The organism is Affinirhizobium capsici, assembly GCF_977018625.1.
Genome location: NZ_CDRNXD010000002.1, coordinates 122,215 through 138,465, shown reverse-complemented (window position 1 = coordinate 138,465; position 16,251 = coordinate 122,215). Strand labels below are relative to the sequence as shown.

At 54.4% G+C, this 16,251-nt stretch carries 15 protein-coding genes; 3 read left to right on the top strand and 12 right to left on the bottom strand.

Features of this window, described 5'->3' with window-relative positions:
* Positions 1-92 precede the first annotated feature (92 nt).
* From AC0JZ1_RS00710 to AC0JZ1_RS00695, 4 genes are all read right to left on the bottom strand, one after another.
* A complete protein-coding gene (locus AC0JZ1_RS00710) occupies positions 93-932 on the bottom strand; it encodes an ABC transporter permease (protein WP_471880525.1) in 840 nt (279 codons plus the stop codon).
* The gene (locus tag AC0JZ1_RS00705) at positions 925-1,692 is read right to left on the bottom strand and encodes an ABC transporter ATP-binding protein (RefSeq protein ID WP_471880524.1); all 768 of its coding nucleotides are present in this window, start codon (positions 1,690-1,692) and stop codon (positions 925-927) included. Before AC0JZ1_RS00705 ends, AC0JZ1_RS00710 begins: the two co-directional genes overlap by 8 nt.
* Positions 1,693-1,734: 42 nt before the next feature.
* Positions 1,735-2,760 carry an ABC transporter substrate-binding protein gene (locus tag AC0JZ1_RS00700; RefSeq protein WP_471880523.1) on the bottom strand — a complete coding sequence of 342 codons (1,026 nt, stop codon included), beginning with the start codon at positions 2,758-2,760 and terminating at the stop codon, positions 1,735-1,737.
* Positions 2,761-2,963: 203 nt separating this feature from the next.
* Complete coding sequence (locus AC0JZ1_RS00695; RefSeq protein ID WP_471880522.1) at positions 2,964-3,413, bottom strand: DUF892 family protein; 450 nt, start codon at positions 3,411-3,413, stop codon at positions 2,964-2,966.
* A gap of 157 nt (positions 3,414-3,570) precedes the next feature.
* Here AC0JZ1_RS00695 and AC0JZ1_RS00690 point away from each other — a divergent pair, with 157 nt between their 5' ends.
* Positions 3,571-4,746, top strand: coding sequence for a zinc-dependent alcohol dehydrogenase (locus AC0JZ1_RS00690; RefSeq protein WP_471880521.1), 1,176 nt, complete (start codon positions 3,571-3,573; stop codon positions 4,744-4,746).
* A 10-nt stretch (positions 4,747-4,756) separates the two neighbouring features.
* Positions 4,757-5,557, top strand: a complete 801-nt coding sequence (locus AC0JZ1_RS00685; protein WP_471880520.1) for an SDR family NAD(P)-dependent oxidoreductase — start codon at positions 4,757-4,759, stop codon at positions 5,555-5,557.
* Between the two features lie 47 nt (positions 5,558-5,604).
* Here AC0JZ1_RS00685 and AC0JZ1_RS00680 read toward each other — a convergent pair whose 3' ends face one another.
* The 5 genes from AC0JZ1_RS00680 to AC0JZ1_RS00660 form a co-directional block, all read right to left on the bottom strand.
* A complete protein-coding gene (locus AC0JZ1_RS00680; protein ID WP_471880519.1) occupies positions 5,605-5,958 on the bottom strand; it encodes a DUF3140 domain-containing protein in 354 nt (117 codons plus the stop codon).
* A gap of 121 nt (positions 5,959-6,079) precedes the next feature.
* Positions 6,080-8,011 (bottom strand): methyl-accepting chemotaxis protein, encoded by a 1,932-nt coding sequence (locus AC0JZ1_RS00675; RefSeq protein ID WP_471880518.1) that lies wholly within the window; start codon positions 8,009-8,011, stop codon positions 6,080-6,082.
* A 482-nt stretch (positions 8,012-8,493) separates the two neighbouring features.
* On the bottom strand, positions 8,494-10,743 hold the full coding sequence (locus tag AC0JZ1_RS00670) for a xanthine dehydrogenase family protein molybdopterin-binding subunit (RefSeq protein WP_471880517.1): 2,250 nt from the start codon (positions 10,741-10,743) through the stop codon (positions 8,494-8,496).
* Positions 10,733-11,791: an FAD binding domain-containing protein gene (locus AC0JZ1_RS00665; protein WP_471880516.1), complete on the bottom strand. Its 1,059-nt coding sequence runs from the start codon at positions 11,789-11,791 to the stop codon at positions 10,733-10,735. Before AC0JZ1_RS00665 ends, AC0JZ1_RS00670 begins: the two co-directional genes overlap by 11 nt.
* Positions 11,788-12,285 (bottom strand): (2Fe-2S)-binding protein, encoded by a 498-nt coding sequence (locus tag AC0JZ1_RS00660; protein WP_471880515.1) that lies wholly within the window; start codon positions 12,283-12,285, stop codon positions 11,788-11,790. The genes AC0JZ1_RS00665 and AC0JZ1_RS00660 overlap by 4 nt, the downstream gene beginning before the upstream one ends.
* A gap of 185 nt (positions 12,286-12,470) precedes the next feature.
* Here AC0JZ1_RS00660 and AC0JZ1_RS00655 point away from each other — a divergent pair, with 185 nt between their 5' ends.
* On the top strand, positions 12,471-13,049 hold the full coding sequence (locus tag AC0JZ1_RS00655) for a TetR/AcrR family transcriptional regulator (protein WP_471880514.1): 579 nt from the start codon (positions 12,471-12,473) through the stop codon (positions 13,047-13,049).
* Here AC0JZ1_RS00655 and AC0JZ1_RS00650 read toward each other — a convergent pair whose 3' ends face one another.
* The 3 genes from AC0JZ1_RS00650 to AC0JZ1_RS00640 form a co-directional block, all read right to left on the bottom strand.
* Entirely contained in the window at positions 13,050-13,736 is a 687-nt protein-coding gene (locus tag AC0JZ1_RS00650) for a GntR family transcriptional regulator (protein ID WP_471880513.1), read from the bottom strand.
* Between the two features lie 125 nt (positions 13,737-13,861).
* Positions 13,862-15,181: a GGDEF domain-containing response regulator gene (locus AC0JZ1_RS00645; protein WP_471880512.1), complete on the bottom strand. Its 1,320-nt coding sequence runs from the start codon at positions 15,179-15,181 to the stop codon at positions 13,862-13,864.
* Positions 15,182-15,297: 116 nt separating this feature from the next.
* Positions 15,298-16,206 (bottom strand): LysR substrate-binding domain-containing protein, encoded by a 909-nt coding sequence (locus tag AC0JZ1_RS00640; protein WP_471880511.1) that lies wholly within the window; start codon positions 16,204-16,206, stop codon positions 15,298-15,300.
* Positions 16,207-16,251: the final 45 nt, after the last annotated feature.

Below are 16,251 nucleotides of genomic sequence, written 5' to 3'. Positions count from 1 at the left end.
ATTTCAGGGGCTGTGCAGGTGAGATAGCGCCAAAGCGCCATCCGTCATGGGTGTGGCTGCAATATTTTCAACTCTTGCTCTTGGAACGGGCGTCACCGCCAACTCAGGAAGATACGCTCTACCTGACCAATCAGAAAGTTAACGATCAAGCCCATTGTGGAAAGAATCGTCACTCCGGCAAATAGTTTTTCGAGATCGTAGAGCGAACCAGCCTCAAGGATATAAGCGCCGATGCCATATTGAGCGCCCAGCATTTCCGCAGCCACCAGCAGAATGATGGCGATGGAGATCGACACGCGCAATCCAGACAGGATTGCAGGAAAGGCTCCGGGGAGCACAATCTTGCGCACAATGGACCACCAGCTTAGCCCGAAACTCTGGCCCATGCGGATCAGTGATCGATCGACATTGTCGACTGCCCCGTAGGTGGCAACCACGGTCGGCGTGAATGTACCGAAGGCAATCAGGGCATATTTCGACATTTCATCGATACCAAACCAGATGACGAACAGCGGCAGCAGCGCGATTTTTGGAATGGGGAAAAGCGCGGCAACGAGCGGAACCAGCCCAGCCCGCACATAGCTGAAGAGGCCGATGAGAACGCCAAGCGAAATGCCTGCTACGATGCCAAGACTTGCGCCGACGAAAAGCCTCTGAAGTGACGGCAGGAGATGCCGCCACAGGCCACCAGATTTCCAAAGTTCGACAAGCGTTTCCAGCACGGCGGAAGGGCGAGGGAGAGTAAGGTTGGAAATGATTCCCAGTCTGGTTCCGATCTCAGCCAAAACAACCAGTAAGAAAAAAAGAAGAATGGCTACGCCGCGTACCGGCACGGGCGAGAAACCGCCGCCACGGAAGACGACGGGCTTTACGGCATGCTCGCCGCCCATGGGCAACGCAGCCGTTTTAGACATCGTGCTCGTGTCAGACATCGCTTAGTTCCTTGTCCGCAGCCATGGCTTCTTCACGCATAAGCTCCCAAAGCTGTTTTTGCTTTTGCTCAAGGGTGGGGTCGCCCAGATGTCGCTCAGCGAGCGGAATGTTGATATCGACGACGTCTCGAATACGCCCTGGACGTCTAGAAAGCACGACAACCCGGTGGCCCAGTCGAACGGCCTCATTGAGATTGTGCGTGACATAGACCGAAGTAAAGGGTTGTCGTGTCCAGAGCGAAATCAGATCGTCCATCAGCAGTTCGCGTGTCTGGCTATCGAGTGCTGAGAGAGGCTCATCCATCAGCATCACCGCAGGGCGCACGGCAAGGGCGCGGCTAATGGCAACGCGCTGGCGCATTCCACCAGAAAGTTGTTTTGGCAATGCGTTTCTAAAGTCGGAAAGACGTGTCCGCTCCAGAACATCGGTCACAATGGCATCCATTTGATGGCCAGTGAGACCATGATCTTCAAGTACGAGACGAATATTGCCTTCAACCGTGCGCCACGGCAGCAATGCAAAATGCTGGAACACGTAGGTTAATGGGTTGAGGCAGCCCGTTGGTGGCTCACCGACTTGAAGCACTTGGCCTGAATCCGGGCGTTCCAATCCGCCCAGAAACCGCAGGAGTGTCGATTTCCCGCAGCCGGAAGGGCCAATGAGGCAGATGATTTGGCCCTGCGGGATATCAAGAGAAATATCGCGCAGGATTTCCATCGCACCATAGCGGTGACTAATGTTCTGGAGCTTCAGGTCCATAAGGCCGTCACCGCAAATGGCACTTCAACATGCGTGAGGTCCTTAGATCGTCTTGACATAGGAGGTGTCGAACAACTGTTCCTTGGAAATATCATCCTTCACCATGCCTTCATTCTTGAACCAATCAAGTTGCTCGACACAGCTATCGAGCGACAGGGCAAGGCCCGGATTGATCCGCATAGCTCCCTCAATCAGGTTCTGTTTGGCAACTTCGTAAGCGCTGTCCTTCTCGACATATTTATAGACGAGCTTTGCCAGTGCATCCTGCTCGTCGGCGCTTGCTGTCTTGTCAACGAAGGCAGCATTGTAGTCAGCCACCGCCTTCGAATAAGCAGTAATAAAGCTCGTGGTCAGTTCGCGGTTTTCGCTGGCATTCTTGGTAGAAGTGAAGGCAGTGGTGACCTGATAATTGGGCGCATAATCGGCCACAAGACCGATCTGTTTTGCCGCTCCCTCACGGATCATTTTATTGGCTACATTGGCCTGAATGGCCCAAGCATCGATCTGCCCCGTCGACAGGGCACCGACGATCGCACCGAGTTTCTGCAGTGGGCGAAGCTGGATATCCGCTAGCTTGATATTATTCGCCTGAGCAATCTTGTGGGCCATGAAATGGAAGGAGGAGCCCGCTGTGGTGATACCGAAACTCTTGCCTGCAAGTTTGTCTGGACTGGTCAAACCAGCCTCGTAAGCTTTGTTAGACGCCAGAATGACCGCGCCCACAATGCCCTTCTGCTCAGTCAAGGCACCGCCGACGACCTTTACAGCGTTCTTTTGCGCAAGGCTGATGAGCCCGCCGCTCATGGCCGTCACACCAAATTCCGCATCGCCGGAGGCAATCGCAACCGCCATAGGCTGGGCGGCTTCGAAGAACTTCAACTCAATATCGAGACCCGCGTCTTTGAAATAGCCGCGCTCAAAGGCAATGAAGCCAGGTGCGTGGCTGGCGAGCGTGAGGACAGCCAGGTTGCGTTTGGAAGCGCTGAGTGCTGGAAATCCGAAAGATGCGGCAGCACTGGCTGCACTAAGGCCAATCAGGGCTTGGCGGCGATTGAGCGTGAAGTTCATGATGAGATCTCCTGAAGCGTCGAGGCATTTGACGCATGTTCAGCAAGTGCCATTCATACTCATCAATGACAACACTTTATCAGTGCTGAGGGTAATTTTGTTTCAGAATACCCACATATTACAAAAGGAAGTTGTCCGACATTTAAGTTAGGTAGGCCGATCGAGCAGGAGCCGCCTCAGCGGCCCCGCTCTGATGCCTGAGATCAAATCTGCTTGGCAGCATTTTCCATCCAGCTGCGATGGCGCTCCTCGTCGTGCAAAGCCTTCTCGAAGAAGGCGCGAGACTTGGGAATGGCAGCCTCATGGCGCGATGCACGCTCATAGGCCGTCACCGTATCATCCTCATTCGTTTTCATGGCTTTGAGAATTGCGGAATCTCCCATCAGGTCTGCAAGCGCAATCTTGCCTGTTGTCAGCATCTGCTTCATGTCGCCTTCAGTTGGCGCTTCGGCACCGAGTTCACGTGCCATTTCATTCAGCACATCCAGATGCTGCAGGTGATCCTGGCGAAAGGCCGCAATCTGGCTGCTCAACTGAGGATCACGCAGTCGCTCGATGCACGATTCGTAGGCCGCAATGGCATCGCGTTCCAGATAGATGAGGTTCGTCACCAGCTTCTCAATAGTGGATTCGTTGCCGACCATGGTAACCATCAGATTCTCCTTTGTGGTTTTGCCGGCCACCGAACCTGAAGCGAATGCGGAGGTTCCAATTCATCTTCAAATGTGCACCCAAGTCGAAGGGAACCATCCACGATGCGTTCTGTTCGGCCCTCATGTTAACCGGCTGCACTCGACGAGGATGTTCCGCATGAAAGCACTTACCTGGCACGGCAAACACGACATTCGCTGCGAAAGCGTTCCCGATCCGGAGATTGAAGATGGCCGGGACGTAATCATCAAAGTTACCGCCTGCGCAATCTGCGGTTCGGACCTCCATCTATACGATGGTGTGATGCCGGATATGCATAGTGGCGATGTGATGGGCCACGAAACCATGGGTGAGGTTGTAGAGGTTGGTAAGGACAATTCGAAGCTGAAAGTGGGCGACAGGATTGTCGTGCCCTTCACTATTTCATGCGGCGAATGCTTCTTTTGCCAGCGTGGTTTCTTCTCTGGCTGTGAGCGATCCAACCCAGAACCTTCGCGTTCAAAGGTCACCAAACTTTGGGGCAATAGCCCGGCGGGTCTGTTTGGTTACAGCCACCTCCTGGGCGGCTATAGCGGCGGACAAGCAGAGTATCTGCGAGTTCCTTATGCGGATGTTGGGCCGATCAAGGTGCCGGATGGCTTGACTGATGAGCAGGTGCTGTTTCTATCCGATATCTTTCCCACAGGATATATGGCAGCCGAGTTCTGCAACATCCAGCCGACAGATACGATTGCGATATGGGGCTGTGGTCCGGTCGGCCTTATGGCGATCAAATCTGCTTTCATGCTGGGTGCCGAACGTGTCATCGCTATCGATACGGTGCCGGAGCGGTTGGCTCTCGCGTCGCAAGCTGGAGCACTGACGCTCGATTTCCGCGACGAAGATATCTATGACAAGATCATGGACCTGACCGGCGGTCGCGGCGCGGATGCGTGTATCGATGCAGTCGGAACAGAGGCTGATGCTTCCGCTAGCTGGGATTCTCGCCTCGACCGCATCAAGGTCGCAACCTTCATGGGCACGGATCGCCCGCATGTGCTGCGTCAGGCCATTCACTGCTGCCGAAATTTCGGAACGGTCTCAATCGTTGGGGTCTACGGGGGTCTTCTCGACAAGATCCCTATGGGGTCTGCTATCAATCGCGGGCTCACCTTCAAGATGGCCCAGACGCCTGTTCAGAGATACCTGCCGAATTTGATGGAACGGGTGCAGACAGGCCAGATCGATCCCTCATTCATCATCACCCATCGTGGCAGCCTTGAAGATGGACCTAATCTTTACAAGACATTCCGCGACAAGAAGGACGGCTGCGTCAAAGTCGTTCTGAAGCCCTGAGGAGACAGTCATGAACCCTGTAGAAACTGCAAAAGGACTGGCCGTCGTAACAGGTGCCTCCAGTGGCATTGGCTATGAACTCGCTAAATGCGCAGCTCAGGATGGTTACGATCTTGTGATCGCAGCCAATGAGGTCGGGATCATGCAGGCGGCTTCACAGCTGAGGGAATTCGGCGTAAAGGTAGAGGCCATGCAGGTGGACCTTGCGACCACTAATGGCGTTGATCGTCTGACAGCCGGTATAGAAGCGCTTGGACGACCAGTGGACATGCTTCTTGCCAATGCAGGAAGAGGGCTTGGGAATGATTTTCTCGATCAGGATCTGAATGAAGTTCACTACGTGGTGGACACAAACATCACCGGTACCCTTTATCTCGTGCACGTAATCGCAAACCAGATGCGGACGAGAGGGCAGGGCCGCATCCTGTTTACCGGCTCTATCGCAGGCTTCATGCCCGGGGCCTTCCAAGCCGTCTACAATGCCACAAAGGCCTTCATCAACTCCTTCTCTTTTGCTCTACGAGAAGAGATGAAGGACACGGGCGTTTCCGTGACCTGCCTAATGCCGGGTGCGACGGATACCGAGTTCTTCGAACGTGCTCATATGGAGGATACGCCTGTGGGCCAGGCCAAGAAGGACGATCCAGCTTTTGTTGCCCAAATCGGCTATGAGGCAATGATGGACGGTCAAGGCGATGTGGTCGCCGGCTGGAAGAATAAGCTTCTGACGGCTGCCGCCAATGTCACACCTTCGGGAATGCTTGCAAAGCAGCATCGCAAGATGTCCGAGCCGGATAGCTCAAAACACTGAAATTGAATGAGGCGCCGTGTTCGGCGCCTCATTCATTATTGAACTCACTACGCCTTCATAGGATCGTGCCCCCAGTTCATTAGTGAGTAACGCCAAGCTGAATGGTGTTTGTCTTTACCTGGCCCACCTTGAGCAAGGTGACGATGCACATATCCAATCACCTTTTTCATATGGGTATAATCGTCATCGGTTAGGTCGGAGCGGCCTTTGTGCTTTATGGCCACGATGCGCCTGCCCGAGTGGTGCCCGACGCTTTCGCCTCCGTTCTCGCTGTAGCCGACTTTCTTGCTCTCGTCGGTTTCAAGCCATTTCTCCAATTGAGATGGAGCCATGTTGACTGCCGATTGGAAATCCTTCCAGATTTCATCCTTGTCGAGAGTGTTTCTATCGTCCTTACTCATGCGTCCTCCTGCTGTGCGTGAGCGGCCAACGGTTGGATATGCTGCCGGTTCCCAGCAATCTGGCAGAGGCAGGAAGGCCGCGTCACCAGGCGCGGCCTTTGGACGATCCTGCGCTGCAGTGTTAGAACTCGGACCAATCCACTGGTTGCTTGGCCACTGCGGCATTTCCTGAGAAGGCTCCAGCAATACGGCGACCCAACGCTCGTGCCGGCGAGTGAGGCACTTCTTGCGGTCGGGAAAGAGGTGCTTGCTGTGACTGCGTCGATGCACCAAGGCGGAACTGTGCCAGCAAAGCGTTCAGCGAAGCGACTTCCCTTGCAAGGCTGTGACTGGCCGCAGTAGATTCCTCGACCATCGCTGCATTCTTCTGGGTGTCCTGATCCATCTGGTTGACGGCAGTGTTGATCTGCTGAAGTCCTGAGGATTGCTCCTGAGCCGATTCAACGATGGCGCTCACATGGTGATTGATCTCGTGAACTTCAGAAACGATGGCTTCCAGCGCTTTGCCCGTTTCTCCCACCAGTTGCACGCCTTCGCGCACTTGCTCGTTTGATGTCACGATCAGCGCCTTGATCTCCTTGGCGGCTGTTGCTGAGCGTTGAGCTAGTTCTCGAACCTCCTGTGCAACAACAGCAAAGCCCTTACCTGCTTCTCCGGCGCGTGCGGCTTCGACGCCAGCGTTGAGTGCAAGCAGGTTCGTCTGAAAGGCAATCTCATCGATAACGCCAATGATATTGCTGATCTCGCCCGAGGAATTCTCAATCTTGCCCATGGCGACGATTGCCTTGCGCACCACTTCACCGGAGACTTCCGCCCCTTTGCGTGTCCGGGAAACCAATGATCCAGCCTCCTGTGCACGTCGTGTGGAATCTTTTACTGTCGTGGTAATTTGTTCCAGTGCCGCAGCGGTTTCTTCCACGGCTGCTGCCTGCTGTTCTGTTCTCTTTGCCAAATCGTCTGCGGCGGATTTGATTTCATTGGCGCCAGCGTCGATACCACGTGCGTTTTCAGCCACGCGTAGCAGGGCACTCTGAAGTTTTTCCGCCGAATTGTTGAAGTCAACGCGAACCTGGTCAAGGCTCTCAGTGAACTGAGCGTCAATGCGATGAGTCACCTCACCGTCTGCAAGACGTGAGAGCCCACCGGCTATATTATCGACCGCAAAACGAACATCGGCAGCTTCCTTCGCAGCACGTGCCTGCCGTTCGGTCTGCTCTTTTTCGCTAAGGCTACGGTTTTCTTCCGCTTCCTTTTCAAGTCGCACCCGCTCCAACGCATTATCGCGAAACACGGCTACGGCTTGTGCCATCTTACCGACCTCGTCCGCGCGATCAATCCCGTTGATCGAGCTGTCAGTATCGCCGCCTGCAAGCGCTGTCATGCGTGCGCGCAAGCTATTGATCGGGTTGATGATGCCGCGTGAAGCAATGAAAATTGAAGCTGTGAAGATCGCGGCGAAAAGAGCCGCAACCAGCGAAAGTGTGGTTACAATGGTGCTGTCGGTTTGTGCGCTAAGTTCAGCTGACTTGGCATTTAGTCGATCAAGACGCGCATTGTTCCAATCACGCAGGTCGTTTCGCCAATCGGCAATTTGCGGCTGAACCTTTGTCAGCATCATGCCGGCTTCCGCAGCCTTACCGGACGTATCGAGTTGGATCGCCTGCTTCAAACCGTCCATGATAGAGCGGGCGCGTGTGGCGAAGCCTCTAATGTCTTGAGCATCCTCAGGGCTTAGTGTTGCGGCGCTATCCAGACGCTGAAAAAGCGAAGCTTCACCTTCTTGAAAAGCCTGTACTGAGTTGAGTTGTCGCGCGGTGGCGTCGTCCACCATCACAACTTCATAGGCTGCGGCTGCCGAGGCGATGAGAGAAGTGGTGGAACGCGCCATTTCCATGGTCGATTTCATGTCCGTAGACATAAAGTCGGTATAGCGAGAATCGGCATTCTTATAGCTATTTGCCATAATGCCGATGCTGATAACACCCACTGCCACGATTGAGCCGACAAGGGTGAGGATTTTTGTGCGAATGCTGGCATTACTCAGGAAAGACAAGGGCGGCCTCTTCGGCTGTCCTCCAGCTTCCCCGTGCTCGAAGTTTCTGGAAGTAAATTTGTTATTAATCATTGCACGGTCGGGGCCCGTCATGAGGCTCGCTGGAAATGTGTCAATCTCGATTGCCGTCAAGGCAATTCTGGAAAATAAATAATGTTAGATATACTGCGGATAAATTCGCATTGATTGAAATGATGCTACCACGAAGCGTATGAGGTAAATTCAGAGGGCTGTTAATCTATGATTAACGATAGCAAACCCTGTATCGCGGTTGCGCCGCCAATTGGAGCAATGAGTAACAGCAGAACGTTGCAGCAAATAATCCAGGCCATGATCTTTTGTTGCTGCAACGTGAGGCTTGGTTTTTCGGGTTGCGGCGGTGGTGGCTCTGGTCTCGGATTGTAGTTTTTAAGGTCGAGAAACATGCGGTCACCTCTGGTGTCTATTCGAGAGGCTCCGGCCTTTCAGCCGGAGCCTCGTGTTTAAAGATCGAGAACATCTTCGATGTGGATGGGGAAACTCCTCACCCGCGTTCCGGTCGCATGCCAGATTGCATTGGCGATGGCACCCACAGTGCCGGTTATGCCAATTTCACCCACGCCTTTGACGCCGATCGGGTTTACGTAAGGATCGCTCTCCGGGATCAGTATCGCTTCCATGGGTGGAACATCTGCGTTGACGGGGACGTGATATTCCGCCAAATCCGCGTTCATGATGCGACCACTACGATGATCGACACTGGCCGCTTCATGCAGGGCAAATGAAATACCCCAGATCATGCCTCCGTAATACTGGCTCCTGACCAAGCGTGGATTGATGATCCGCCCGGCAGCAAAAGCGCCGACAAGACGCGTCGTTCGGACCTGGCCAAGAAGGGGATCGATCTTTACCTCAGCAAACACCGCTCCATGAGAATACATGGCATTCTTTTGAGCGAGATCCTGATCGCGTTCGGCCTTACCGGTGCCAATAATTTCCTGTTTGCCCGCCCGCGCAAGAATGTCCGTAAAGCTTTCGCCACGGCTTTCATCATCTCGGCGTATCAGGCGCCCAGCTTTGGCAATGACGCCGATATTGCCTGCGCCGAACAGCGGGGATGAAGGATCGCTGGTCGCTATGTCTGTCAGTTGCGAGATGGCATCGAGCCCTGCATTGCTGAGGGCAAGGCCAGCGCTGGCGGTGTGGCCGGAACCGCCGGCAACGCCTGCATCGGGCAGGGTGGAGACCCCTGAACGGAACTCGATCTGAGATGGGTCGAGCCCCAGCGCTTCGGCTGCAATTTGAGCCAGTGCGGTCCATGCACCCTGTCCCATGTCGATGCCGCCGGTTTCCACCAGCACGCTGCCATCTGCCCGCAACGTAGTTCTCGCCGCCGCCGGGAATTGAGGGCATGGGAAGAGTGCAGTTCCCATGCCCCAGCCAACGAGAAACCCATTTTCGTCCCGCATTTGTCGAGGTGCCAAGGGACGGCGCGACCACCCGAAGCTGGCCGCTCCTTGCTCATAGCATTCACGCAGGGCCTTGGACGAATAAGGTCGTCCCGTGCCGGGCTCAGTTTCTGCATAATTGGCAAGCCGGAAAGCCAATGGATCCATGCCTGCAGCTTCAGCAGCCTCATCCATGGCCACCTCCAGAGCAGCAGAACCACTGGCTTCACCCGGTGCGCGCATCGGGCCGGGCGTGCCGATATTCAGGCGCAGACCTTCATGTTCGGACAACAAGGCATCTGCCGCGTAGAGTGACGTGGATGCATTGGCGGCGGGCTCGAGAAAGTCATCGAATGTGGACGTCGCAGACAAGGCTCGATGATGGATAGCGCTGATGCGTCCATCCTTCTTCAAGCCAATGCGAAGGTTCTGCCATGTTTCGCCGCGATGGCCAACAGGGCCAAACATTTGCTGACGCGACAGCACCAGTTTTACGGGCCTGTTCAACTTGCGGGCTGCTGCTATCGCAAGGACTTGTGGGCCATTGACTATGGCTTTTGAACCAAAGCCGCCACCGAGATACGGAGACCGTATGACAACATTTTCGGCCGGGATGCCAAAATAGGTGGCATAGGTGTTGCAGCTCATAGCGAGCGCCTGATTGGGCATATCCAGGGTTAAGTGAACGCCATCCCAAGTAGCCACCACCGCATGCGGTTCCATCGCGTTGTGGTATTGGGCGGGCGTGTGATAGTCGCCATCGACAACCCGTTCGGAATGGGAAAACGCTTCTTCTATGTCCCCATGTGCCTTGCGTGGCTCGCCCCCAACGCCGACCGTCTCGGGTTGAAAGCGCTCGCCTGCCTGCAAAGTCGCGCGGGCCGGCGCAATCTCATAAACAGGGTTAAGCAAGGTTGCCGCTTCTGTGGCGGCCTCCAGTGTTTCAGCCACGACGAGTGCAATTGGCTGACCCGCGTACCGAACCTCATTGTTTTGCAGAACCTCGATCCGAAAGCCGAAAGGCGGTAGCTTTTCTTCGGGGTCGTGTGAAAGCTCAGGCGGGTTGTCAGGTGTCAGAATCTCGATCACGCCCGGATGAGAAAGAGCCGTGTGAGTATCGAGAGAGGTAACACGACCGTGCGATATGCGTGCTGGAACCATGACAGCGTAAAGACCGTCTTCTGGATGGTTATCCGCAGCATAGCGTGCTGTGCCGGTTACCTTTAACGCACCTTCTCGGCGTGTCAGCGGTTGGCCAGCATTGGAGCCGAACCGAGGAGCGATGAGTGTGGGATCAAGCGACATGAGCATCTCCTGCAATAGTGGAGAAGGGTGAGGCTGGCAGGGCCGGATAGCGTTCCGGCGTGCCTTGATGCGCGGCCAACAGGGCCCTGTTTACAATGCGCCTTGCAAGTTCGATCTTGAACGCGTTCTGGCCGGAGGGTTGGGCACCTGAAAGTGCAATAGCCGCAGCCTCTTCGAAATGAACAGGACTTGGCGATTTGCCCTTGAGGAACTCTTCCGCATCCCGTACCCGCCAGGGTTTGGCTGCAACTGCGCCAAGGCACAGCCTCGCCTCTTCTATCGTGCCATTCTTCACCTTCAGGGCCGCAGCGGCGGAGACCACGGCAAAGGCGTAAGACGTTCTTTCACGAAGCTTCAGATATCGGCTAAGACCTGAGAACGACGCCGCAATGGCTGGAAGGTAAAGCGCGACAATGATCTCACCGGGTGCCAGTTCATGCTCCTGTTCGGGATGGTCGCCCGGCAATCGGTAGAAGCTTTCAAGCGACAGCATACGGGTTCCTGAGGGCCCAGCGAGCTCGACACTGGCATCGAGCGCTGTCAATGCTACGCAAAAATCGGAAGGATGGGTGGCGATGCAGTGTTCACTCCAGCCGAGAACGGCATGAAGGCGGTTCAAGCCTTGCAATGCGTCGCATCCGCTGCCGGGATTTCGGCGATTGCACCGGCTGGCCGTATCCTGAAAATAGGCGCAGCGCGTTTTCTGCAACAGGTTACCGCCCACAGTGGCCGCATTGCGCAGTTGAGCAGAAGCACCGGAGAGAAGCGCTTCCGATACCATAGGGAAGGTCTTTAAAAAGCGGGCGTCATAGGCGAGGTCGGAATTTCGAACCATGGCACCCACCCTGACAGAACCATCCGCCTGCCACTCGATTGTGTTGAGTGCAGAAATGCGGCTGATATCGACCAGACGCTGGGGCCGTGCAACGCCAATCTTCATGAGATCCAGCAGGTTGGTACCACCAGCAAGAATGGACGTGCCGGGTTCTGAAAGTGCGTTCAGTGCTTCTTCAAGGGTGGCCGTACGGCGATAATCGAAACGGTTCATGCCGCACTCCTTTCAGAGGCCTTCTTGCCTCCATCCAAAACGGAAAGAACGGCTTCCGTGATGCCCTGATACGCACCACAGCGACAGATATTGCCGCTCATGAGTTCTCGCACGCTTTCGATATCGAGGTCAGAATGTCCTTCGCCAAGCAGACCTGCCGCACTCATAATCTGACCCGGCGTGCAAAATCCGCATTGTAAACCGTCGCATTCCAGGAATGCCTGTTGCAGTGGGTGAAGTACCTCGCCGTTCGCCAGCCCTTCAATGGTGGTGACAGATGAGCCATCAAGGCTTGCAGCCAGACACAGGCAGGAATTGAGACGACGTCCATCGACCAGAACCGTACATGCACCACATTGACCGCGGTCACATGCTTTCTTGGTGCCGGTTAAATGCAGTCTTTCGCGCAGAAGATCGAGAAGTGTAATGCGAAAATCGTCTAGAATGATCGTTTTCGCCTCACCATTTATGGTAATGCTGATGGAGAGTGACATGTGTGCCCCATTCAGTGTGAGTGATCTTGGAAATAGGAGAGCCCGCAGGCACGCAGTTACGCTTTTGGAACATGACCCGTTGTGCGATCATTGGCGTGATTATCTATAGCCAACGAGTTTGAACGAGGATAGTTATACGGAGGCACCCTCCGTTTAGCAAGTGGCTTATATGCAGAAACTTCAAAATGGAACCTGAGAACCAGAAGACAAGGAGGAGAGAGCGGGCGGATTCCATCCGCAACAGGGAGAAATTGCTGGAAGCCGCTACGGAAGTTTTTTCTGAGCAGGCAGGGCAGGCCACGTTGGAAGCCGTAGCCAAACGCGCAGGCGTGGGCATCGGTACGCTGTATAGGCACTTTCCCACGCGAGAGGCTGTGTTCGAGGCGGTTTATCGCCATGAAGTCGAACTTATCTGCTCGCTAGCGGATGAGCTTGTGGAAAAGGAACTGGAGCCCTTTGAGGCGCTTCGTCGCTGGCTACATGCGCTCGTTCGTTTGACTGCTGCCAAAAAGGGCATGATGGAGGCTTTGCAGCCCTCTACTCATGGTTCCGATCTTAAAGCCTATACCTATGGCCGCATGGTCTCGGCTTTGGAAAATCTCCTCAATCGCGCCATTCACAGCGGTAGCCTGAGAGATGATCTCACCGCCAATGATCTCTTGCTGACACTCTTCGGCATCTTTTATGCGCAGCCAAGTGATGACTGGCAGAACCGCGCGCTCAAGATTCTGGAGATTTTTCTACAAGGGTTGAAGCGTACGTGATTAAGAGATGATCCGAGTGTAGGCGGCGAGGATAAACCGTTCTGCGTCAAACAGGTAGTCGCGCAAGGTCTGTGCAGCTTCTACCGGCTGTCCGGCTTCCAGCTGGTTTAGGATCAGCTGGTTTTTATCCACGTAACGTGCATGCAGATATTCCGGATCTCGCAGAAGCCCGAAAACCAGCCTGAGTTCGAGCGAAATCTGTGCGAAGAAGGCGTTGAGCCTTGGGCTATCTGCCAGTTCGACAATCGCCGCGTGAAAGGCAATGTCATCGGTTCCCGCATTCAGCCATTGGCCGCTCTGCCGATGGGCAATGGCTGCTTCCACGGAGGCCCGCATCTTTATCACCGCGGGGTGTCGCGGATCGGCCTGCGCCAGCGCCTGACATTCAATCATTCGGCGCAGATTGTAGATATCGACGATAGTGGACATGCTGGGGGTACTGACGAAGACACCGCGGTTGGCCTCGTGCTTCAACAGCCCCTCCTTCGTGAGAAGGCGGAAAACTTCCCGAAGAGTGTTTCTCGAAACGCCAAGCTCCTCACAAAGTGCAACTTCCGAAAGATGGCTGCCAGGGGGGAGGATGCCTGAAACGACTTTATCCCGAATGCGGCCTGCAAGGCTTTCCGCCAGCGTCAATCCCATTTCGCCCGGAGTATCAAATTTACCAACTGCCACAGTCTTTCTCATTCGGTGCTCAATCCCGCCTGTGTCGACACCGTCGTTCAAACATTCTGGACGTCTGTCTCACCTCAGCCTCTACATTACAGATCCACTCGCGTCATCTATGCCAGCGACGAATTGATCGATCGTGGTCAGATCATGAAGTCTTCAAGCGATTGATCGCTGCAAATTCGATCTCGACCGTTCTTCTTGGCCATGTAGAGCATTTGATCGGCACCATTGAGCTGATTGTCGAGCGCTTCTCCTGGCACCAGTGCCACCATGCCCATGGAAGCAGTGAGGTGAAACACGCCCTCCGGCGATGCAAAAGCGTGAGCACGAACCCGCTTCAACAGGTTTTCGGCCTGTTTTTGTGCAGCTTCAGGCGGTCGCTCGGGAAATAAAAGCACAAATTCTTCCCCGCCCAGACGGGCGGGCACCACGCCGCGTTGCTGTTCCTCCTCGCGCAGCAGCGAGGCCATGGTTCTCAGTACTCGATCGCCGGTTTCGTGCCCGAATGTGTCATTGATCCGCTTGAAGTGGTCGATGTCGAGAATGGCAATGGAACCGCTTTCGCTTTGCTGCTTCAGCTGCGCCATGTAATTCGACGCACGTTCAAAAAACGCCCTGCGATTGAACAGGCTCGTTAGCGGGTCGCGATCCGCCAGATATCGCAGTCGCTTTAACTGCAACAGCGTCTCGACGTTGTTATCGATCCGACATTGCAGCTCCTCGGGGAAGAAGGGCCTGTAGAGGAAGTCGGACGCGCCTGCTTTCAGGAAAGACGCCGAGAGATGCCGATCCGAAGACGAGGATATACCAATAATCCTGATTTTGTCCGAGCCGTGGCGCGCGCGGATCTCTTTCGTCAGTTGAAACCCGTCCATATCGGGCATGAAGTAATCGGTGAGGACAAGCTCTATGGAGGGATCATCCTTAATGATCTGAAGGGCCGAGCGTCCGGTGGTAGCTGACTGAACACGAAAATTCTGTCGCGTCAGAAAGCCAACCAGATCTGAACGCATGATGTTCATATCGTCCACCACAAGAATGGAGACGGAGCGGTTCTCTATGATTTTCGCCGCTGCAGATACCACCTGGTCGATAGAGGATTGACTCTCTTTGACAATGTAGTCGATCAATCGACGTGCGGCATAATTCTTGGCAAGATCTTCTACCAGGGATGAGGAGAAGAGGATTGTGGGAACATTCTTCTCCGCCAGTAAGTCCAAAATCTCTCCGTTGGGAGCGTCAGGTAATGTAAGCCCTGTAATCGCCAGCGTGAAATTCTGTGTCTCAAGCGTTTTTCGTGTATCAAAAAGAGTTTTTTGACAATGAACGACAGCATTGAGGCGGTTCTCAAGCTTGTCGCGCATCAGATTCATCAGCGATGCGGAATCTTCCACCAAAAGAATATTGGCCTGCTCGCTACTGCTGCTGCCAGAGTCTGTATCGAGACCAAATTTACTCATATGCAGCGTATCTAATATCTATTGGAGCGGTGATAAGTCAGCTTCCTCTAAAGGATTATAGAAAGCATGCAAGTTAATTCACCCAGGGCCTCATCCCTGGATTGTGTATTTCTCTCTTAGCGTTCAGTAAAACGCTTTTGCAAGCCCACTTGCTTAACAACATCGGCAATTTGAGAGAATGATGCAAACAGCGGATTTGTTCGCCGCCACACCATGCCGATGCGACGGCGGGGTCTAGGCTCAGCGAGGCGAGAGATCGACACATCTGCAGAGCGTGTTTCTATGGGGATCGCCATTTCCGGCACCAGAGTGACACCAATACCTGCACCTACCATTTGGACAAGCGTGGACAAAGAACTGCCTTCCATCAAATCCCGTGGCGGTGCGTTCGAGATATTGCAGTAAGAAAGAGCCTGATCGCGAAAACAGTGACCTTCTTCCAGCAACAGGAGACGCATCTCCTGCAGTCTGTCTGAACTCGGAACCGGCTTGTGCTCATCCTCCCTTGGGCGCACGAGCACAAACTCTTCTTCGAAAAGCGGGAATTCTTCGAGTGATGCCTCTGAAACGGGCAGTGCAACGATTGCAAGGTCCAGGCGCCCTTCCATCAAATCTTCGATCAAGCGCTGCGTTATCGCCTCGCGAGGGCGTGGATCGAGACCAGGATAGTTTGAAGATAAGGTTTTTATGACATCCGGTAAAAGGTAGGGTGCGACAGTTGGTATGACGCCTAGCCTCAGACGACCGCGCAACGGGCCATTCGCCGTTCGAGCCAAATCGCCAAGGTCATCCACAAGGTGTAGAATGGTACGCACGCGTTCGGCAAACTCCTCTCCTAGCCCCGTAAGGCGAATTTGGCGACTACCACGCTCTACAAGAGGTGCCCCGATAAGGTCTTCCAATTCTCGAATCTGCACGGATAGGGCAGGTTGAGAAATTGAAGACGCTTCTGCCGCGCGTCCGAAATGGCGCAACCGCGACAAAGCTTCGAAGTAACGAAGGTGTTTCATAGTAAGGCCATTCATAACCTCTACATATCGCAGTGGTTAGAAGATACAATTGGAATTTAT